The 17,786-nt window shown below is 63.9% G+C and carries 19 protein-coding genes, 1 tRNA gene and 1 pseudogene; 7 read left to right on the top strand and 14 right to left on the bottom strand.

Going from position 1 to position 17,786, the window contains the following annotated elements:
- The 3 genes and pseudogenes from QQL28_RS25575 to QQL28_RS25565 all read right to left on the bottom strand — a co-directional run.
- Positions 1-347: pseudogene (locus tag QQL28_RS25575) on the bottom strand (hypothetical protein); the annotation flags it as partial.
- A 162-nt stretch (positions 348-509) separates the two neighbouring features.
- A complete protein-coding gene (locus tag QQL28_RS25570) occupies positions 510-719 on the bottom strand; it encodes a DUF2273 domain-containing protein (protein WP_254095249.1) in 210 nt (69 codons plus the stop codon).
- Positions 720-781: 62 nt separating this feature from the next.
- Positions 782-1,009 (bottom strand): hypothetical protein, encoded by a 228-nt coding sequence (locus QQL28_RS25565; protein WP_284269770.1) that lies wholly within the window; start codon positions 1,007-1,009, stop codon positions 782-784.
- 268 nt (positions 1,010-1,277) lie between these two features.
- Between QQL28_RS25565 and QQL28_RS25560 the strand changes: the two genes are divergently transcribed.
- Positions 1,278-1,631, top strand: coding sequence for a DUF6481 family protein (locus QQL28_RS25560; RefSeq protein ID WP_284269769.1), 354 nt, complete (start codon positions 1,278-1,280; stop codon positions 1,629-1,631).
- Between the two features lie 128 nt (positions 1,632-1,759).
- Here QQL28_RS25560 and QQL28_RS25555 read toward each other — a convergent pair whose 3' ends face one another.
- Entirely contained in the window at positions 1,760-2,002 is a 243-nt protein-coding gene (locus QQL28_RS25555; RefSeq protein ID WP_284269767.1) for a pentapeptide MXKDX repeat protein, read from the bottom strand.
- A 339-nt stretch (positions 2,003-2,341) separates the two neighbouring features.
- On the opposite strand from QQL28_RS25555, the gene QQL28_RS25550 reads away from it, so the two are divergent.
- From QQL28_RS25550 to QQL28_RS25540, 3 genes are read left to right on the top strand one after another with little or no spacing between them, the layout of a single operon-like run.
- Complete coding sequence (locus QQL28_RS25550; RefSeq protein WP_284269765.1) at positions 2,342-3,364, top strand: TRAP transporter substrate-binding protein; 1,023 nt, start codon at positions 2,342-2,344, stop codon at positions 3,362-3,364.
- A complete protein-coding gene (locus tag QQL28_RS25545; protein WP_284269764.1) occupies positions 3,361-3,915 on the top strand; it encodes a TRAP transporter small permease in 555 nt (184 codons plus the stop codon). The genes QQL28_RS25550 and QQL28_RS25545 overlap by 4 nt, the downstream gene beginning before the upstream one ends.
- Positions 3,912-5,270 (top strand): TRAP transporter large permease, encoded by a 1,359-nt coding sequence (locus tag QQL28_RS25540; protein WP_284269763.1) that lies wholly within the window; start codon positions 3,912-3,914, stop codon positions 5,268-5,270. The genes QQL28_RS25545 and QQL28_RS25540 overlap by 4 nt, the downstream gene beginning before the upstream one ends.
- 103 nt (positions 5,271-5,373) lie before the next feature.
- Here the strand turns inward: QQL28_RS25540 and QQL28_RS25535 are convergent, their stop codons facing one another.
- The 4 genes from QQL28_RS25535 to QQL28_RS25520 all read right to left on the bottom strand — a co-directional run bounded on the left by QQL28_RS25535 (position 5,374) and on the right by QQL28_RS25520 (position 11,147).
- A complete protein-coding gene (locus tag QQL28_RS25535) occupies positions 5,374-6,285 on the bottom strand; it encodes a hydroxymethylglutaryl-CoA lyase (protein WP_284269762.1) in 912 nt (303 codons plus the stop codon).
- 4 nt (positions 6,286-6,289) lie between these two features.
- Positions 6,290-8,293, bottom strand: a complete 2,004-nt coding sequence (locus QQL28_RS25530) for an acetyl-CoA carboxylase biotin carboxylase subunit (RefSeq protein ID WP_284269761.1) — start codon at positions 8,291-8,293, stop codon at positions 6,290-6,292.
- Positions 8,294-8,295: 2 nt separating this feature from the next.
- Positions 8,296-9,900 carry a carboxyl transferase domain-containing protein gene (locus tag QQL28_RS25525; RefSeq protein ID WP_284269760.1) on the bottom strand — a complete coding sequence of 535 codons (1,605 nt, stop codon included), beginning with the start codon at positions 9,898-9,900 and terminating at the stop codon, positions 8,296-8,298.
- 74 nt (positions 9,901-9,974) lie between these two features.
- The gene (locus tag QQL28_RS25520) at positions 9,975-11,147 is read right to left on the bottom strand and encodes an isovaleryl-CoA dehydrogenase (protein WP_284269759.1); all 1,173 of its coding nucleotides are present in this window, start codon (positions 11,145-11,147) and stop codon (positions 9,975-9,977) included.
- A 103-nt stretch (positions 11,148-11,250) separates the two neighbouring features.
- Between QQL28_RS25520 and QQL28_RS25515 the strand changes: the two genes are divergently transcribed.
- A complete protein-coding gene (locus QQL28_RS25515) occupies positions 11,251-12,279 on the top strand; it encodes an AraC family transcriptional regulator (protein WP_284269758.1) in 1,029 nt (342 codons plus the stop codon).
- Positions 12,280-12,319: 40 nt separating this feature from the next.
- On the opposite strand, the gene QQL28_RS25510 is transcribed toward QQL28_RS25515, so the two are convergent.
- Positions 12,320-12,817 (bottom strand): Lrp/AsnC family transcriptional regulator, encoded by a 498-nt coding sequence (locus QQL28_RS25510; RefSeq protein ID WP_284269757.1) that lies wholly within the window; start codon positions 12,815-12,817, stop codon positions 12,320-12,322.
- 124 nt (positions 12,818-12,941) lie between these two features.
- The gene (locus tag QQL28_RS25505; RefSeq protein ID WP_284269756.1) at positions 12,942-13,247 is read right to left on the bottom strand and encodes an ETC complex I subunit; all 306 of its coding nucleotides are present in this window, start codon (positions 13,245-13,247) and stop codon (positions 12,942-12,944) included.
- A 290-nt stretch (positions 13,248-13,537) separates the two neighbouring features.
- Between QQL28_RS25505 and QQL28_RS25500 the strand changes: the two genes are divergently transcribed.
- Complete coding sequence (locus QQL28_RS25500) at positions 13,538-14,716, top strand: OpgC domain-containing protein (RefSeq protein WP_284269755.1); 1,179 nt, start codon at positions 13,538-13,540, stop codon at positions 14,714-14,716.
- A 519-nt stretch (positions 14,717-15,235) separates the two neighbouring features.
- The gene (locus tag QQL28_RS25495) at positions 15,236-15,439 is read left to right on the top strand and encodes a hypothetical protein (RefSeq protein WP_284269753.1); all 204 of its coding nucleotides are present in this window, start codon (positions 15,236-15,238) and stop codon (positions 15,437-15,439) included.
- A gap of 304 nt (positions 15,440-15,743) precedes the next feature.
- Here the strand turns inward: QQL28_RS25495 and QQL28_RS25490 are convergent, their stop codons facing one another.
- The 4 genes from QQL28_RS25490 to QQL28_RS25475 all read right to left on the bottom strand — a co-directional run bounded on the left by QQL28_RS25490 (position 15,744) and on the right by QQL28_RS25475 (position 17,684).
- On the bottom strand, positions 15,744-16,121 hold the full coding sequence (locus QQL28_RS25490) for a hypothetical protein (protein ID WP_284269751.1): 378 nt from the start codon (positions 16,119-16,121) through the stop codon (positions 15,744-15,746).
- Positions 16,122-16,261: 140 nt separating this feature from the next.
- Positions 16,262-16,338 (bottom strand) — tRNA-Pro (locus QQL28_RS25485).
- A gap of 74 nt (positions 16,339-16,412) precedes the next feature.
- Positions 16,413-16,889, bottom strand: a complete 477-nt coding sequence (locus QQL28_RS25480; protein ID WP_284269749.1) for a DUF192 domain-containing protein — start codon at positions 16,887-16,889, stop codon at positions 16,413-16,415.
- A gap of 132 nt (positions 16,890-17,021) precedes the next feature.
- Entirely contained in the window at positions 17,022-17,684 is a 663-nt protein-coding gene (locus tag QQL28_RS25475) for a cold-shock protein (protein ID WP_284269747.1), read from the bottom strand.
- Positions 17,685-17,786 lie beyond the last annotated feature (102 nt).

Genomic DNA, 17,786 nt, shown 5'->3' with positions numbered 1-17,786 from the left:
CGGCCATTGTGATTCTCATGCCGCCAGCGTCCGCCTTCCCAGGCAAGGTTGCCGCGATAGGCGTGTCCGCCCCAGTCGCGCTGCGGCACCGGCCCGCGGGCCACATAGCGCCCTGGCGGCGGTCCGCCCGCCGGCCCCTGGTGCGCACCCTGCGGCGGCGCAACTCGCGTCGCCTGTTGCGGTGGCGGTCCCTTGCGGGTTTGGGGAGCGTTGCCCTGCGACGGCGCGCCCGCGCCCTGCCCTGGCGGCTGTGCAACCCTCGAGTCCTGCGCCTGCGCCGAAAGCGCGAACAGCGACACGGCCGAAACCAAGGGAATGATAATCTTCATCCGGCTGGATGCACGCATTGGTGCCTACCCCTTACTTCTATCTTTTCATCTGCCGTCGCCGCGGTTCGGAAGCCCAACAATGCCGGGCTCCGGTTGATGCCGGCGACCAAAGCTGATCCCGTTGATCAGCGATGTCTCGTTACAAATGATTAAGATCACGGCAATTTTTCGTCTGCCGCGTTAACGCGCCGGCTCGATCACGTTGCAATTGGTGCGCCCCGACATCAGGCAATCCTGCATCTTGCTGGCGGCGGTGAGATCGCGCGCCAGCCAAAGGCCGACGCCGAGGATGACGACGGCTATGATCAGTCCGGCGATGGCGCCGCGGCGATTATCGCCGGGCGGCCTTGGTTGGGGCTTTGATTGCGAGTTGGGCTGGGTATCGGGCATGGCAAGGTGAAGCCGTGAATTGCTGCCCCTTACCATCTCTGCGGCGCCGCGTCACACCCTGCTCAGGGCTTGGGTGCGCGAAGCGCCACCTTGTTCGATGCCGAGGCGGCCTGCTGCACGCGCGGCGCGCAGGTCGTGAGCACGAACGCCGTCCGGCTGCACTGCCATTCGGCGCCAAGCAAGCCGCTTTCGACCGGCTTGGGCTGGGCCAGGAAAACGGCAACGCCGGCGAGTGCCACTGTCGCAAACGTGATCGCAAGTGATCGCAGGGACAGCCCGAAAATAGTCATCGCCGTAGCTCCGTTCGTCTCGGTGCGGACACTAGGCGCCGCCCCCGTGCTCCCTTGTTAGAGGGATCACAATTCGGCAGTTTTTCCGGACTACGAAAGATCGGCGATTCCAGCGATTTTTCGCGACCTGATAGGCTGCGATTATGGGTGGCTTCGCGACGCGCATAGATGTACACGCTTGTTCGTCGCGCGGCGCGCGTTGGTTCGCGGCCGCCGCACCCACAAGCGATGATGTAGGATTGAAAGCGAGGAAGACAAGGCTCGTTCGATGAGTGGATTCAGGGAACCCGGCTTCGCAGACCGGCAAAAGGCGGCACAGGACGCCCGCAAAAATCTTTTGAACAAGTTCAAATCCCAGCCCGGGCCTGACGATCCCGCGGTTGCGGCGCGACGCGCCGAGCGCGAGGCGGTTGCCGCCAAGCGTGCCGAGATAAAGTCGGCACGGGAGGCAGAAAAGGCCGAGCAGAAGCGGCGTGAGGAAGAGGCCGCGGCTACGGAAGCCGCGCGAATTGCTCGCGAGGCCGAGGAGGCCGCCACAAGGCTGGCCGAGCTCGAAGCCGAGCAGAAGGCGAAGCGCGACGCGCGCTATGCCGCACGCAAGGCCAAGGGCAAGCGGAAGTAACTGTCACACCGGAGCCATGCGATGGGACCGCGCCAAGCGCGAGCCCAACCGCATCGAGTCCGCAATGTGTCGTTGCGCAGTCCGGGGCTCGCGCCGTCGCGCGCCCCGGACTGACGATGACGGTGCGATCAGTTCTTCTTCATCATGCCGTCGTCTTTCTTCATGCCATCCTTGGACATCGTATCCTTCTTCATGCCGTCGTCCTTCGACATGGCATCCTTCTTCATGCCGTCCTTGGACATCGTGTCCTTCTTCATCATGCCGTCGTCCTTACCCATCTTGTCCTGAGCGAAGGCTGCGGGTGCGAGCGCAAGGCTGAGCGAGAGAGCGGCAGCGGAGACGCCGAGCGCGATGCGGGTGCGAATGGTCATGGTTCATCTTCCCTTCGAGGGTGGTGGTTGCCAGCGACGGATGCCGCTATTCCTGCTCGACGGGACGGCCGACCCCGTTGTTACACGGGCGATCGAATTTTTTCCGGGCCCTCGCCCCGTTTCCGTTTCCAGCCCGACACAATTTCGCCCGCGTGAACCATGCTAGTGCGCGGAACCTGAGAGCGAGTGTGCAGCGCAACATCCGCGCCACCGCGACTTGCCGCCGCATTCGCTCTCGAACTATCAGATTAGAGAATATCGGGCGAAAGACCGGCTAGAATAGGCCTAAACGTCGGCCTCAAGACCCAATCATCAAGAACCGTTCAAAGGGATCATTCCATGTTCACGCGTCGTCACCTTCTCGCCACGGCTGTTGCCGCGCCCGCCATTCTCCGTTTCGGCACCGGGACCGCACATGCCGCAACCACGCTGAAGATTTCGCACCAATTCCCCGGCGGCACGATCGACAAGGGCGACTTCCGCGATCGTCTCTGCCGCATGTTCGCCGCCGAGGTCGCAAAGCGCAGCAAAGGCGATATCGCCGCCGAGATCTATCCGAACTCCTCGCTTATCAAGACCAACGCGCAGTTCTCCGCGATGCGCAAGGGTGCGCTCGACATCTCGCTCTATCCGATGCCCTATGCCGGCGGCGAACTGCCGGAGACCAACATCGGCCTGATGCCGGGTCTCGTCACGACCTATGACCAGGGCATGCGCTGGAAGAAGGCGCCGGTTGGCAAGGCGCTCTCCGACTTCCTCGCAGACAAGGGCATCATCCTGCTCACCTGGGTCTGGCAGGCCGGCGGTGTCGCCAGTCGCTCCAAGCCGATCGTTGCGCCTGAAGATGCCAAGGGCATGAAGGTGCGCGGCGGCTCGCGCGAGATGGACATGGTGCTGCAAACCGCGGGCGCCTCGGTGCTCTCGGTGCCCTCGAACGAAATCTACGCGGCAATGCAGACTGGCGCGTGCGATGCCGGCATCACTTCCTCAACCAGCCTGATCTCCTTCCGCCTCGAGGAGGTCGCGAAGTCGCTGACCTCGGGCGCCGGCGCCTCCTACTGGTTCATGCTCGAGCCCTTGATGATGTCGAAGGCGATCTTCGACAAGCTGCCGAAGAACCATCAGGACATTTTGCTTGCGGTCGGCACCGAGCTCGAAGCCTTCGGCCGCAAGGGCGCGCAGGACGACGACATCGAGGTCGCCAAGGTCTACGAGAAGGCCGGCGCCAAGGTCAGCAAGCTCGACGCGGCGACCGTCGGCAAGTGGCGCGAGATCGCCCGCGATACCGCCTGGAAGGACTATGGCGCGAAGACCGCGACCGCCGCGAACCTTCTGAAGCTTGCCACCGAAGTCTCGGCATGATGCACGGTCCGCTTCCGGATCGTGACGAACCGGTCGATGCCGCCGTACGCCACGGGCTTGCGGCGGTGCTCGATCGCGGTCTCGCCGTCCTCAACAGCATGGTCGTCGTGCTGGCAGCGGTCGCGCTGGTCGCGGCCTGCGCGATCCTGAGCTACAGCGTGCTCAGCCGCGCCCTCTTCAAGGCTGCCAATTACTGGCAGGACGAGGCGGCCGTGTTCCTGCTGGTCGGCGCGACCTTCATGACGGCGGCCTATGTGCAGCAGCATCGCGGCCATATCGGCATCGAGGCCTTTGTCGGGCTGTTGTCGCCGCTCGCGAACAGGATCCGGCTCTGGCTGGTCGACGCCGTGACGCTGCTGTTCTGCGCCTTCTTCACCTGGAAGTCCTGGACATTGACGCATGAGGCCTATGTCGACGGCCAGGTCTCGAATTCGATGTGGTCGCCGCCGCTCGCCATTCCCTACAGCCTGATGGCGCTCGGCATGAGCCTGCTTTGCGTGCAGATCATCGTGCAGCTCGCCCTTCCCTTCACCGGAGCCAAGCGCCGATGAGCGTGTTCGGTATCGGCCTGACCTACGGGCTGGCGACGCTGTTTGCGATGTTTTCCGGCATGCCGATCGCGTTTGCGCTCGGCGCGGTCGCGGTCGTGTTCATGGGCATCTATATGCCCGCCGCCTCGCTCGATACCGTGACGCAGAACGTCTACGAGGAAATGGCCTCGATCACGCTGCTGTCGATCCCGCTCTTCATCCTGAAGGGCGCGGCGATCGGCAAGTCGCGCGCCGGCCAGGATCTCTACTCGGCCCTGCATGCCTGGCTGCATCGCGTGCCCGGCGGCCTCGGTGTCGCCAACGTCTTCGCCTGCGCGCTGTTCGCCGCAATGGCCGGCTCCTCGCCCGCGACCTGCTCGGCGATCGGCTCGGCCGGCATTCCCGAGATGCGCAAGCGCGGCTATTCCGGCGGCTTTGCCGCAGGGATCATCGCCGCCGGCGGAACGCTCGGCATTCTGTTGCCGCCCTCGATCACCATGATCCTGTTCGCAGTCGCCGCGGAAAAATCGCTCGGGCGCCTCTTCCTCGCCGGAATCGGCCCGGGGCTGTTGCTGGTCAGCCTGTTCGGCACCTATGCCGTGATCCGTTTCCGCCAGGAATATGCAGCGGCTGAAGCCGCCTACAACAAGGGGGGCCCTCAGGCTGCGATCCTGACTCGCGACGAGTTCACGCTCGCCGAACGTTTCAGCGTGCTGCCGCGCGTTATTCCGTTCGTGCTGCTGCTCACAGGCGTCATGATCGCGCTCTATGGCGGCTATGCCACGCCGTCGGAGACTGCGGGACTGGGCGGCCTGCTCGCGCTCGCGCTGATCGCGATGATCTACGGCGTCTGGCGGCCGACCGATCTCGGACCGATTATGAAGTCGACGATCCGGGAATCGACCATGCTGATGATGATCATCGGCATGTCGCTGCTCTATTCCTACGTGATGAGCTATCTGCACATCTCGCAATCGGCCGCCGAGTCCATCGTCGCGATGCACCTGCCGCGCTGGGGCCTGCTGTTCGCGATCCTCGCCATGGTGATCGTGCTCGGCTTCTTCCTGCCGCCGGTCTCGATCATCCTGATGACCGCGCCAATCATCCTGCCGCCGCTGCGTGCTGCCAATTTCGACATCATCTGGTTCGGCGTCGTCATGACCATCGTGATGGAGATGGGGCTGATCCACCCGCCGGTCGGTCTCAACATCTTCGTCATCCGCAACGTCGCGCCAGACATCCCCCTCAGCGAGGTGATCTGGGGCACGCTGCCCTTCGTGCTGTTGATGATGGGCGCCGTGCTCCTGCTGTGCTTCGTGCCGGAGATCTCGACCTGGCTGCCGGATCTGGTGATGGGGCCGGACGGGAGCCGGTGAACCCGCAAACACCGTCATTGCGAGCGAAGCGAAGCAATCCAGACTGCCTCCGCGGCACGATACTGGATTGCTTCGTCGCTTCGCTCCTCGCAATGACGGAGAGCTAGGAACTGCCGCGCTTTCGCTTGGCGTTCAAAGCGGATGCCACACGACTCACGGGCGGTCGGCCCAACAGTCGGCTGATCTCGTTGGTTGCCGCCAGCAGCCTATCCATGTCGACGCCCGTCCTGATTCCCATGCCTTCGAGCATGTAGACGACGTCCTCGGTTGCAACGTTGCCAGTCGCACCCGGCGCATAGGGACAGCCGCCGAGCCCGCCGGCGGCGGAATCGATGATGCGGACGCCCTCTTCCATCCCCGCATAGAGATTGGCGAGCGCCTGGCCATAGGTGTCGTGAAAATGCATCGCAAGATGAGCGGCCGGGAGGTTCGCGGTAACCGCGCGCAGCATGTCCTTCGCCTTGGTCGGCGTGCCGACGCCAATGGTGTCGCCGAGCGAAACCTCGTAGCAGCCGAGATCCCACAGCGTCTTGGCGAGCTCGGCGACGGCTTTCGGCTTGATCTCGCCGTCGAAGGGGCACCCCAGCACGCAGGAGATATAGCCGCGCACCCTCACGCCGTCGGCCTTGGCGCGCGCAAGGACCGGCTTGAACCGCTCGATGGACTCCGCGATCGAGCAATTGATGTTGGCCCGCGAGAATCCTTCCGAAGCCGCCGCGAACACTGACACGACCTTCGCGCCCGCTGCGCGCGCGGCATCATATCCCTTCTCGTTCGGCACCAGCACGTGGAATTCGGCTTCCGTCACGTGGCTCACGCCGCGCAGCACGGCGTCGGAGCCGGCCATCTGCGGGATCGCCTTGGGCGAGACGAAGGCGCCGACCTCGACGGTGTGAAGGCCGGCGGCGACCAGCGCTTCGACGAAGGCAATGCGTGCCTCCACGCTGATCGGCGTCTTCTCGTTCTGGAGGCCGTCGCGCGGCCCCATTTCGATGATGTGGACCTCGTCGCTCATGATCTCACTCGCCGATCGGCTCGACCTCAGCAAGCTCGACGCCTTCCTGCACGATGTCGCCGACCTTGCACTTGATCGCCTTCAAAACGCCCGCAAATGGCGCGCGCAGCGTCTGCTCCATCTTCATCACCTCGAGCGTCAGGATTGCGGCGCCTTTTTCAAGCTTGGCCCCCTCCGCCGCGAGCACCGCGACGACCGTGCCCGGCAGGGGCGCGGCGATCTTGTCCTCGCCGACATGCTCCTCGCTCTCGCCGCCGAACGGATCCACCCAGTGGAGATCGAACCGGCCATTGCGGGTGCGCAAATAGAGCTCGTGACCATCGATCACGGCAGCGACCGATGATTTGACGCCGTCGAGCGTCAAATCGAATCCGCCCTCCTTCGGCGCCATCGCGAAAGCCAGCTCCCGCTCACCGATGACCAGCGTCGAGGGACCACTGCCGTAGTTCAGCGAAATCTTGTGCTCCGGCCCGTGGCCGACGCGGAAGGCAAAGCTGCGCTGACGCCGCCCGACCGGCTGCCAGCCAAAGGTCCGCCAGGGTGAATTCGCATCGTCTTGAGCGGTCCCACGCTCCGCGTTGACGATCGCCGCAACCGCGGCACACAGCTCGAGCTCGCCGGGCGCAGCGCCGGCCGCCGTCAGCCCGGCCAGCTCCCGCTCGATCAAGCCGGTATCGATCGCGTTCGATCGCACCTTCGGATGCGTCATCAGCGCCGAGAGGAACGGAATGTTGGTGACGATGCCGCGGACGTCGGAATTCTCGAGCCCGCGGTTCAACCGCTCGATCGCCGCATCCCGCGTCGGCGCCCAGGCGATCATCTTGGCGAGCATTGCGTCATAGTAGGGCGAGACGGTATCGCCCTGGCGATAGCCGGCGTCGATGCGCAGGCCGCCGGCCTCCTCAGGCAAACGCCAGGTCGAGATCCTGCCGACCGAAGGCATGAAGCTCTTGGTCGGGTTCTCCGCATAGACGCGCGCCTCGATGGCGTGCCCGTTGAGGCGGATCTCATCCTGTTTCAGCGGCAGCGCTTCGCCGAACGCAACGCGCAACTGCCACTCGACGAGATCGATCCCGGTGATCAGCTCGGTCACGGGATGCTCGACCTGGAGACGCGTGTTCATCTCGATGAAGAACACGTCCTTGCCGTCGGAGACGAACTCGATCGTGCCGGCGCCGACATAGCTCACCGCGCCGGCCGCCTTGCGCGCGGCGGCGCAGACGGTCTCGCGTTGCGCGGCATTGAGCGTCGGCGACGGCGCTTCCTCGATCACCTTCTGGTGCCGCCGCTGGAGCGTGCATTCGCGCTCGAACAGCGACAACAGATTGCCGTGGCTGTCGCCGATCACCTGCACCTCGATATGGCGGGGATTGTCGACATATTTCTCGATCAGCATGGTGTCGTCGCCGAACGCGGCTTTAGCTTCCCGCTTGGCGCTGACGATCGCAGGTCCGAGTTCGGCAGCCGAGCGCACGATGCGCATGCCGCGGCCACCGCCGCCAGCGGAGGCCTTCACCAGCACGGGGAAACCGATCTTCTCGGCCGCCTTCGCAAGCGTCGCCTCGTCCTGCGCCTCGCCGTGATAGCCCGGCACCAGCGGCACGCCGGCCTTCTCCATCAGTGCCTTTGAGCCCGATTTCGAGCCCATCGCCGTCATCATCCCCGCGGTCGGGCCGACAAAGATCAATCCGGCGTCCAGGCAGGCGCGCGCGAACTCGGCATTCTCCGACAGGAAGCCGTAGCCGGGATGCACGGCCTCGGCGCCTGTTTTCCGCGCCGCCTCGATCAACCGCTCGATATTGAGATAGCTGTCCCGTGCACGCGCGGGCCCCAGCAGCACCGCCTCGTCGGCGAGCGCAACGTGCATCGCGTCGCGGTCGGCCTCGGAATAGACGGCGACGGTGCGCAGGCCCATGGCGCGCGCGGTTCGGATGACGCGGCAGGCGATCTCGCCACGATTGGCGATCAGGAGCGTACGAAAGCGCCGGTAGAGGTTTGAGCGGTCCATCGTCACATCCTGAACAGGCCGAATTTCGTGGGTTCGATCGGCGCGTTCGACGCCGCTGACAGCCCAAGCCCGAGCACGAGCCGTGTATCGGCCGGATCGATCACGCCGTCGTCCCACAGCCGTGCCGTCGCATAATATGGATGCCCCTGGCTCTCATATTGCGCGCGGATGGGGCTGCGGAACTTCTCTTCCTCTTCCTTCGACCAGCTCTCGCCCCTGGCCTCGATGTTGTCGCGCCTGACCTGGCTCAGGACCATCGAGGCCTGCTCGCCGCCCATCACGGAGATGCGCGCGTTCGGCCACATCCAGAGGAAGCGCGGGCTGTAGGCGCGCCCGCACATGCCGTAATTGCCGGCCCCATACGAGCCGCCGATCACGACGGTGAATTTCGGCACCGAGGCGGTCGCCACCGCCGTGACGAGCTTCGCGCCGTCGCGGGCGATGCCGCCGGCCTCGTATTTCTTGCCGACCATGAAGCCGGTGATGTTCTGCAAGAACACCAGGGGAATACCGCGCTGGCAGCACAGCTCGATGAAGTGCGCGCCCTTCAGCGAGCTCTCGCTGAACAGGATGCCGTTGTTGGCGATGATGCCGACCGGATAGCCCCAGATGTGGGCGAAACCGCAGACCAGCGTTGTGCCGTAGAGTTTCTTGAATTCGTCGAACTCCGAGCCGTCGACGATGCGCGCGATGATGTCGCGGACGTCGAAGGGCTTGCGGCCGTCGACCGGCACGACGCCGTAGATCTCTTCCGCCGCAAACAGCGGATCCCGTGGCGGACGCATGTTGAGGTTCGGCCGCGTCGCCGGCTTCAGTGTACCCACGATACGCCGCGCGATGCCGATCGCATGCGCATCGTCCTGGGCGTAGTGATCGGTGACGCCGGACTGGCGCGAATGCACGTCGGCGCCGCCAAGCTCTTCGGCGCTCACGACCTCGCCGGTCGCGGCCTTCACCAGCGGCGGGCCGCCGAGGAAGATGGTGCCTTGATTGCGCACGATGATGCTCTCGTCCGACATAGCCGGCACATAGGCGCCGCCGGCCGTGCACGACCCCATCACGATGGCGATCTGGGGGATGCTGGATGCGGACATCTGTGCCTGATTATAGAAGATGCGGCCGAAGTGCCGCTCATCCGGGAAGATATCGTCCTGCATCGGCAGGAAGGCGCCGCCGGAATCAACCATGTAAACGCAAGGAAGATTGTTCTGGCGTGCGATGTCCTGCGCGCGCAGGTGCTTCTTCACCGTCATCGGGTAGTAGGTGCCGCCCTTGATGGTGGCATCATTGGCGACGATGACGCACTCGCGTCCCGAGATCCGCCCGACCCCCGTGACGACGCTGGCCGAATGCACGTCGCCGCCGTAGAGGCCGTAGGCGGCAAGCGGCGACAATTCCAGAAATGCAGTGCCGGGATCGACCAGGAGATCGACGCGCTCGCGCGCCAGCATCTTGCCGCGCGCGGTGTGTCGCTTGCGCGAGGCCTCACCGCCGCCGCCGGCGACCTGGGCGAGCTTTTCCCTGAGGTCAGCGACGAGCGCGCGCATCGCCTCGGCATTGCCTGCGAAATCCGATGATGAAGGATCGATGGAGGAGTGGAGCGGCATGTATCCAGCGTTTCTATTGACGTGGTGAGATGCCGCAACAGGGTGGACCATTTTCGCGGCGATTCCAAATGCGTTCAGGCCGTCTCCGCCATCAGCTCGCGGCCGATCAGCATGCGGCGCACTTCCGAGGTGCCGGCGCCGATCTCGTAGAGCTTTGCATCGCGCCAAAGACGACCGGTTGGAAATTCGCTGGTGTAGCCGACGCCACCGAGCGCCTGGATCGCCTCGCCCGCCATCCACGTCGCCTTCTCGGCGGAGTAAAGGATCGCAGCGGCGGCGTCCTTGCGCAGCGAGCGCGCGTGACCGCCGCGGTCGCAGGCGCGGCCGACGGCGTAGACATAGGCGCGCGTGGCCTGCCAGGTCGAATACATGTCGGCAAGCTTGCCCTGCATGAGCTGAAAGTCGCCGATCGGCTGACCGAACTGCTTTCGCTCGTGCATGTAGGGTACGACAGCGTCCATGCAGGCCGCCATGATCCCGAGCGGACCGCCGGACAGCACGGCGCGCTCATAGTCGAGGCCGGACATCAACACCTTGACGCCCTCGCCCACGCTGCCCAGCACGTTCTCCGCCGGCACCTCGCATTCGTCGAAGAACAAGGGATAGGTGTTGGAGCCGCGCATGCCGAGCTTGTCGAGATGCTGGCCGTGCGTAAAGCCCTTGAAGCCTTTCTCGATGAGGAAGGCGGTGATGCCGCGCGGGCCGGCTTCCGGATCGGTCTTGGCATAGACCACCAGCACGTCTGCGTCGCCGCCATTGGTAATCCACATTTTCGAGCCGTTGAGCACATAGCGGTCGCCGCGCTTGTCGGCGCGCAGCTTCATGGAGACGACGTCGGAGCCGGCACCGGGCTCGGACATCGCGAGCGCGCCGACATAGTCGCCGGAAATCAGCTTTGGCAGATAGCGCTGGCGTTGCGCGTCATTGCCGTTGCGGCGGATCTGGTTGACGCAGAGATTGGAATGCGCGCCGTAGGATAGGCCCACGGCGGCCGAGCCGCGCGAAATCTCCTCCATGGCGACGATGTGGGCGACATAGCCCATATTGGAGCCGCCGTATTCCTCCGGCGCGGTCATCCCGAGCAGGCCGAGATCGCCGAAGCGCTTCCAGAGGTCGGCGGGAAACAGGTTCGCTTTCTCGACCTCGGCGGCGCGCGGCGCGACCTCAGCCTCCACGAAGGCGCGCACCGTGTCGCGCAGCATGGTGATGTCTTCGCCCAGGTCGAAATCGATGCTCGGGATGTTCATGGGCCGCTCCTCCGGTCTTGTCTTGTCCGCAAACCTACCCCCGAACGGGAATTCGGGCCGTCGAAAAGGTTGCATTTTCCGCCATAGTTGGCGAGGATTCGGCATGCCTTTTCAAGCCTCCGCAGCAGCTCCCCGCCGCGCGGTGACACCGGCCGCCTTCGTGCGCGGGGTGGTTGCCGCCTACGCCAGATATGGCCGCGATCCGGCCGAGGCGCTAGCCAGGAGCCAGGTGCCCACGGACCTCCTGAAATCGGCGGATGGGCGGGTCACGGCGACCCAGTTCGAGGTCCTGGCGGGCCATGCCATGCGCGAGCTCGACGACGAGGCGCTCGGCTGGTTCTCGCGACGGTTGCCCTGGGGCACCTATGGCATGCTGTGCCGGGCCTCGATCACCGCCCCCAACCTCGAGGTGGCGCTGAAGCGCTGGTGCCGGCATCATCGCATCCTCACCGAGGACGTGCTGTTCGAGCTCGCGGTCGACCGCGACACGGCCGTGATCTCTATTCGCGAGCAGCGCGACCTGGGGCCCTTGCGCGAGTTCTGCCTGGTGACGCTGCTGCGCTACGTGCTCGGCTTCTCATGCTGGGCCGTCGATTCTGCGATCGCGCTCCGCGCCGCGGAATTCCCTCATGCCGAGCCGCACCACGTCTCGGTCTATCCAACAATCTTCTGCAAGAACGTCAGCTTCGATGCGGAGCGCGCCAGCATCACCTTCGACAAGCGCTATCTGGCGCTGCCGCTGAAGCGCAGCCCGTCCGATCTCGACAGCATGTTGAAGGGTGCGCTGCGCCTCACCGTGCTGCCCTACCGGCGCGACCGCCTGATGGTGGAGCGGATCAGGCGCGTGCTGCGCAGCGCTCGCGGTCGGATCCTGACCGCCGACGACGTCGCAAGTGCGCTTGCGCTGTCGACCCGCACCATGCATCGTCGCCTGCACGACGAGGCAACCTCGCTGCGCGCGTTGAAGGAAGAGGCAAAGCTCGAACTCGCCAGGGAAGCCTTGATGCGCGGCCGCGCACCGATCAAGCGGATCGCCGAGATCGCCGGTTTTCGCAACGAGAAGAGTTTTTCGCGCGCCTTCCGCAATTGGACCGGCGCCTCGCCGCGCGAGTTTCGCACCAGGTACCGTTAGGCTTGCAAAGGAAATGGGGCGCGCTGGGGCTCACATTTGATCAAACGACGGGCGCGGTCGCAGCGGCGATATCCTCTACCGGCAGCGGGACGTCCTTGGCAACGCCCAGCACCGGAAAGCTGCGGACGTTCTTCACGTTCGGCATCGCGGCAAAATGCAGGAGCTGTTGCCGCATGCTCTCGACGCTCGGAGCCACGCATTTCAGTAGGTAGTCGGTATCGCCGGAGATCCGCCAGCACTGCTGGATGCGCGGCATGGCCGCGACGGACGTCTCGAAGGTCTCCAGAATCGGTTGGGCCTGGCTACCGAGCTGAATGGCGACGAACGAGACCACCTCGTAGCCGAGCAGCCGCTCGTCCAGAATGGCGCGGACCGCTTTGATCACGCCGCGGCTGACGAGGGATTTGAGCCGCCGCAGGCAGTTCGGCGCGGAGACGCCGACACGGTGCGCCAGCTCATTGTTGCGGACACGGCCGTCTTCCTGGAGCTCCGACAGTATCCTCAGGTCGACGCCGTCGAGCTGGTAACGCCCGGCCATACCCACCTCGTCATGAACTCGTCACGCTTCGCGACAGCGAAGCACGCGCGAAAATCCCTGCCAAGGGCTCTAGGGAAGGCTGGCAGCAGTGCGGCCGGCGCTCAGGGCGATCAGTGCGTCCAGATCAATGTGTCCAAGGCTCGCCGCGGCGGAAGGAGAAATTGTCGGCATAGGCGACCGGGCGACGGATCGACTCCTTGGGCTCGATCACCTCGTAGGCGATGCCCTTGCGCTCGCAATAGGCGATCGCCTCCTCCTTGGTCGCGAAGCGCAGCGTGATCTGCTGCTTCATGTCCGCTGACGAGGTCCAGCCCATCAGCGGCTCGACCGCGCGCGGCTGCTCCGGCTCATAGTCGAGCTGCCATTCCCGGGTCTTCCCCTTGCCCGATTGCATCGCGTTCTTGGCGGGCTTGAAAATGCGTGCGGTCATTGGACGGCTGGACCCCTTTGACGTCTATTCGGTCTAACTCTCTGCGTCACCGAAGCTATTGGTGGAAACCACCGGGATAGTATAGAGAACACCCGTATCGGGAATTTGAACGGTGATTCCACGATCCTGGAGGTAGCGTTGCCAACGGGTATAGTCATTATGCTGCGCCGTGACAATCTCGCCCCCCGCACACCGCGGACCGGGAGCCTGGCGCCGCGGTACGGCTGATCTGCTGGCGCTCGCCGCACGCCCCTCGTGTTCTGTGTTTCCTCTTCGAAAGTCCGCTTCGAATGGTCTTCCTGAACATCAACGCAACGCTTCCCGAAAAAGGCCGTGATCTCAGGCTGGACCTGTTTCGCGGGGTCGCGAACTGGGCGATCTTCCTCGATCACATCCCCGACAACGTCGTGAACTGGATCACGACGCGGAATTACGGTTTCAGCGACGCCGCCGATCTCTTCGTCTTCATCTCCGGCTATACCGCCTCCTTCGTCTATGCGCGGATGATGCTGGAGCGCGGCTTCATCGTCGGCGCCACCCGGCTGACCAAGCGGGTCTGGCAGCTGTATGTCGCCCACATCATCCTGTTCGTGATCTACATCGCTTCGATCAGCTATCTGGCGCTACGCTTCGGCGATTCCGACATGATCAACGAGTTCAACGTCGCAGGGCTCGTCGACAACGCGACCGAGACGTTGCGGCAGGGACTGTTCCTGCGTTTCAAACCGCTCAATCTCGACGTTCTGCCGCTCTACATCGTACTGATGGGACTGTTTCCGCCGATACTCTGGTTCATGCTGCGCAAGCCCGATCTGACGATGGCGCTGTCCATCGTTCTGTGGCTGGTCGCGCGTCACTTCGGCTGGAATTTGACCGCCTATCCGGCGGGGCAGTGGTACTTCAACCCGTATTGCTGGCAGGTGCTGTTCGTGTTCGGCGCCTGGTGCGCGATGGGCGGCGCGCGGCGCTCGATGACGCTGATCAACTCACAGATCACGCTCTATCTGTGCCTCGCCTATCTGCTGTTCGCGCTGATTATGACCATGGCCGGTCGCTTCCCGAACCTCGGCGCGATGTTTCCGGAGTGGCTCTTCTCGGCGTTCAACCCCAACGACAAGACCAACCTTGCGCCCTATCGCTTCATCCATTTCGTCGTGATCGTGATCCTCGTGATCCGCTTCGTGCCGAAGGACTGGCCGGGCCTGGAGTGGAAGATTTTCGATCCCGTAATCGTCTGCGGACAGCAGTCGCTCGCCGTGTTCTGCGTCGGCGTGTTCCTGTCCTTCGTCGGCCATTTCGAACTGTCGATGAGCTCGGGTTCGCTGTTCGCGCAACTCTTCGTCAGCATCGCCGGAATCGCGATCATGACGACGGTCGCCTACTACATCTCCTGGTCTAAGCGACAGGATAAGCCGTTGAAGCCGCCCGCCGCGGCGAAGCCGGCAGCCACCGCTGCGAAGGCGGGCTGACCGAGGCAAGCGGCCGCTTCAGGCCGCTTCGTCCTCGCTGTATTCGGTGAACTTCTTGTAGATCCACTGACGGCCGTCGTGGCGGCGCCAGACCTTGCCGTAGACCAACTGCCCGTTGATTGAGCGCCTCGGCACGATGATGGTCCACAAGTGCCAGATCTCGGTCCAACCGGATCGTAAATCGGGAATTTGGGAGCTGCGATCGAAAACCATCACGAAAAACCCGCGAGAAACGAAAGCGCCGCGATGCCGGTGACGGTGTGTGTGCTACGTACATAGGCACAGCGGCGAGCCGGATCGATTTGATAACAGTGGACAAAATGGCCGCAACACGAGCGTGCGCTTAACCTAACCGGTCAACCTTAACTGTCGTGGATGTGTAGGCCGTGGCGGTTGAAACAGTGCCCGTTCTTTTCTAGAATACGAGCGAGATTTGAGGTGACCGCGCCGTTTTGATGCGCGTGACGATTTCGAACTGAATTTGAATTTTTGAGACACCTGCAATCCGGGTCGATCGACATGAGTTTTCTCAGCACGAATTTGCCCAACGTGAATTTGCTCAACGTGAATCTGAAATGTGCTTGTTTGCATCTGACGATCGCGTCTCCGCGGTCGGCACCGACCGTCGGACAAGCCCGCGAAGAGCTCCCCGATGCAGCAAACGACAACGAGACGGTCTGGCCGTTCATCCCGTTCCCGCTGGGCTGGTGCGCGTCGAGCTGAGACAGTCCGCCCGGTCAATTTGTCGGCTGTCAAAAGCGCGACGCCGCTCAAGCGGAATATCATCGCTTGGCGGCGTCCGTTTAGATATTGGGCGCTGAAATCCCCAATACCCGTATGTCTATTGCGAGCCCCAAAGGTTCGATAAAGCGGCGGCAATTTCGCATGTGGCAAATACGCCATCTGTCTGAAAAATCGCGCAGAAGTCGCGACGCACTGCGAACAGCGACTCAAGGTTTGAACGGGCGCTTTTGCAAGACGCCGGTGCGTGGCGACCGACCGCCAATCCCGGTCCTGCCCCTCTGCCTCACGTACTGCCGGTGGTCGTGCCGAGCGTGCCTTGGGCCGTGTAGGTCTGACCAGCCTGGCTGGCCTGACCGCCCTGGTTCTGGCCGCCTTGCGCGCTGACCGAGGTTTCGACTTCGGTCGTGCCGTCGGAGTAGGTGATGACCGTGGTGGTGATCCCGTTCACGGTCGTGGAGACCTCGCTGACAATGGTCTTGGCCGAGCTGCCGCCACCGCCGCCCGCACCGCCACTTCCGCCGGCCGATTGAGAGGACGACGCAGTCGCCGAAGGCGATGACGTCGTCGCCGATGTGGACGATGTCGCCGAGGAAGAGGAGCTTGCCGCGGACCGAGACGTTGCTGCTGCGCTGGAGGTCGAACCGATCGCCGCGATCGACATGGGAGCCTCACCTTAGGTGTTGCCGGGCGCAACGCGAGATGAGCGATCCGCCCTTTCCTTCAACGCCGCTTCCGCCCAAAGCAGGCGTCAGGACCGTTTGGAAAATGTCAGCGTCACGGCCTCAAGGGCCGAGGCGGAGCTGGTCGGGGCAGCTGGATTCGAACCAACGACCTGCAGTACCCAAAACTGCCGCGCTACCAGGCTGCGCTATACCCCGAATGTCCAGCAGGCCCCGTCGATACACGCTTCAAGGGCCGCCAGCAAGGCGGCTGTACGGTGCCGATTTTGGCTTTATTTGGCACCAAACAGCGGGTGCGCGACGCGGTCGCCGGGGCGGATGCCGTATTTCTGTGCCGTGCCGGCCGGCACCTCCAAAACGGCCCTGGCAAGGCCGCGCGAGGGGATGATCTTGGTCGACATCGGCTCGGTATTCTCGGCGATCCGCAGGATACGGCCATCCGCACTGATGAAGATCATGTCGAGCGAGATGTAGGTGTTCTTCATCCACATCGTCACTTCCTGCTCGGGTGAGAAGTCGAACAGCATGCCCTTCCCGTCCGCGAGCTCCTTCCGGTACATCAGGCCGGTCGTCTTTTCCTCCTCGGTCGTGGCTATCTCGACGGAAAACACCTGAACGCCGCTCTTGGTCGCAATCTCGAGCGGCTGGAAACTCGCGGCCCGCATGGGACCGGCGCAGGCGGCAAAAACGAGGACTACGGCCAAAAAGCCCCGGACCAGGGACCAGGCTGCCTTGCGATCAAAATTCATGGAACGGCACTCATGCCAGCGGCGTGGGATGGGGCGCGCATCCTAACCCGGCGATCATGGCAAATGCCAGACGGCCCCACCCGCCCCGGCTGCTCACGAATTCGGGAACAGCCGGCGGGACGGATCTGGAAGCTAGTGCGACTGGAGCCCCGGCGATCCGGTTTCGGGATGGATCTCGGCGGCCATCATGCCCTTGGAGCCGGGCCCAAAGCGGACCAGCACATACTGGCCCGGCCGCAACTCGGTCATGCCGAAGCGGCGCAGCGTCTCCATGTGCACGAAGATGTCGGGCGTCCCCTCGCCGCAGGTCAGGAAGCCGAAGCCGCGGAGGCGGTTGAACCACTTGACCTGCGCCCGCTCGAGCCCGCTGGTCGGAGTCACCGTGACATGGGTGCGCGGCGGCAGCATCTGGGCCGGGTGGATCGCGGTCGATTCGTCCATCGAGACGACGCGGAATGCCTGGTAGCCCTTGCTGCGCTGGATGCACTCGACGATGACGCGGGCGCCCTCATAGGCGGTCTGGAAACCGTCGCGCCTGAGCACGGTTACGTGAAGTAGCACGTCGGGCCAGCCATTGTCGGGAACGATGAAGCCGTAGCCCTTCGAAGCGTCGAACCATTTGATGACGCCCGTGACTTCGACGAGATTGGCGCTGGCTTCACCGAGCCCGGTGAAGGGATTGAGCGCTGCATCGCGACCGGCACCTGCGATCTCGCCTGGTGCCAGCCGCCCAGACGACGCACCTGCCGGGGGAACCCCGACCTTTTTGGACTCGAATCCGTCCGACGACCCCATAACCCCGGACCTCACACATCAAAGGCAGACCGCCCTCAGCGACGGTGCCGAATCACGCGTCAGGACGAGAACTTCTCACCATGACGCCACACGAATCTCTCG

This window comes from Bradyrhizobium iriomotense, from assembly GCF_030160715.1.
In the GTDB taxonomy this organism is placed as follows: domain Bacteria; phylum Pseudomonadota; class Alphaproteobacteria; order Rhizobiales; family Xanthobacteraceae; genus Bradyrhizobium; species Bradyrhizobium iriomotense.
Note: the sequence above shows the minus strand (reverse complement) of the source record. Positions and strands in the feature narration are given on the sequence as shown.

Excerpts from the sequence above, each read along its gene's own strand:
- QQL28_RS25570 (WP_254095249.1), bottom strand. The coding sequence starts at position 719 with ATGCCCGATACCCAGCCCAACTCGCAATCAAAGCCCCAACCAAGGCCG.
- QQL28_RS25565 (WP_284269770.1), bottom strand. The coding sequence starts at position 1,009 with ATGACTATTTTCGGGCTGTCCCTGCGATCACTTGCGATCACGTTTGCG.
- QQL28_RS25560 (WP_284269769.1), top strand. The coding sequence starts at position 1,278 with ATGAGTGGATTCAGGGAACCCGGCTTCGCAGACCGGCAAAAGGCGGCA.
- QQL28_RS25555 (WP_284269767.1), bottom strand. The coding sequence starts at position 2,002 with ATGACCATTCGCACCCGCATCGCGCTCGGCGTCTCCGCTGCCGCTCTC.
- QQL28_RS25550 (WP_284269765.1), top strand. The coding sequence starts at position 2,342 with ATGTTCACGCGTCGTCACCTTCTCGCCACGGCTGTTGCCGCGCCCGCC.
- QQL28_RS25545 (WP_284269764.1), top strand. The coding sequence starts at position 3,361 with ATGATGCACGGTCCGCTTCCGGATCGTGACGAACCGGTCGATGCCGCC.
- QQL28_RS25540 (WP_284269763.1), top strand. The coding sequence starts at position 3,912 with ATGAGCGTGTTCGGTATCGGCCTGACCTACGGGCTGGCGACGCTGTTT.
- QQL28_RS25535 (WP_284269762.1), bottom strand. The coding sequence starts at position 6,285 with ATGAGCGACGAGGTCCACATCATCGAAATGGGGCCGCGCGACGGCCTC.
- QQL28_RS25530 (WP_284269761.1), bottom strand. The coding sequence starts at position 8,293 with ATGGACCGCTCAAACCTCTACCGGCGCTTTCGTACGCTCCTGATCGCC.
- QQL28_RS25525 (WP_284269760.1), bottom strand. The coding sequence starts at position 9,900 with ATGCCGCTCCACTCCTCCATCGATCCTTCATCATCGGATTTCGCAGGC.
- QQL28_RS25520 (WP_284269759.1), bottom strand. The coding sequence starts at position 11,147 with ATGAACATCCCGAGCATCGATTTCGACCTGGGCGAAGACATCACCATG.
- QQL28_RS25515 (WP_284269758.1), top strand. The coding sequence starts at position 11,251 with ATGCCTTTTCAAGCCTCCGCAGCAGCTCCCCGCCGCGCGGTGACACCG.
- QQL28_RS25510 (WP_284269757.1), bottom strand. The coding sequence starts at position 12,817 with ATGGCCGGGCGTTACCAGCTCGACGGCGTCGACCTGAGGATACTGTCG.
- QQL28_RS25505 (WP_284269756.1), bottom strand. The coding sequence starts at position 13,247 with ATGACCGCACGCATTTTCAAGCCCGCCAAGAACGCGATGCAATCGGGC.
- QQL28_RS25500 (WP_284269755.1), top strand. The coding sequence starts at position 13,538 with ATGGTCTTCCTGAACATCAACGCAACGCTTCCCGAAAAAGGCCGTGAT.
- QQL28_RS25495 (WP_284269753.1), top strand. The coding sequence starts at position 15,236 with ATGAGTTTTCTCAGCACGAATTTGCCCAACGTGAATTTGCTCAACGTG.
- QQL28_RS25490 (WP_284269751.1), bottom strand. The coding sequence starts at position 16,121 with ATGTCGATCGCGGCGATCGGTTCGACCTCCAGCGCAGCAGCAACGTCT.
- QQL28_RS25480 (WP_284269749.1), bottom strand. The coding sequence starts at position 16,889 with ATGAATTTTGATCGCAAGGCAGCCTGGTCCCTGGTCCGGGGCTTTTTG.
- QQL28_RS25475 (WP_284269747.1), bottom strand. The coding sequence starts at position 17,684 with ATGGGGTCGTCGGACGGATTCGAGTCCAAAAAGGTCGGGGTTCCCCCG.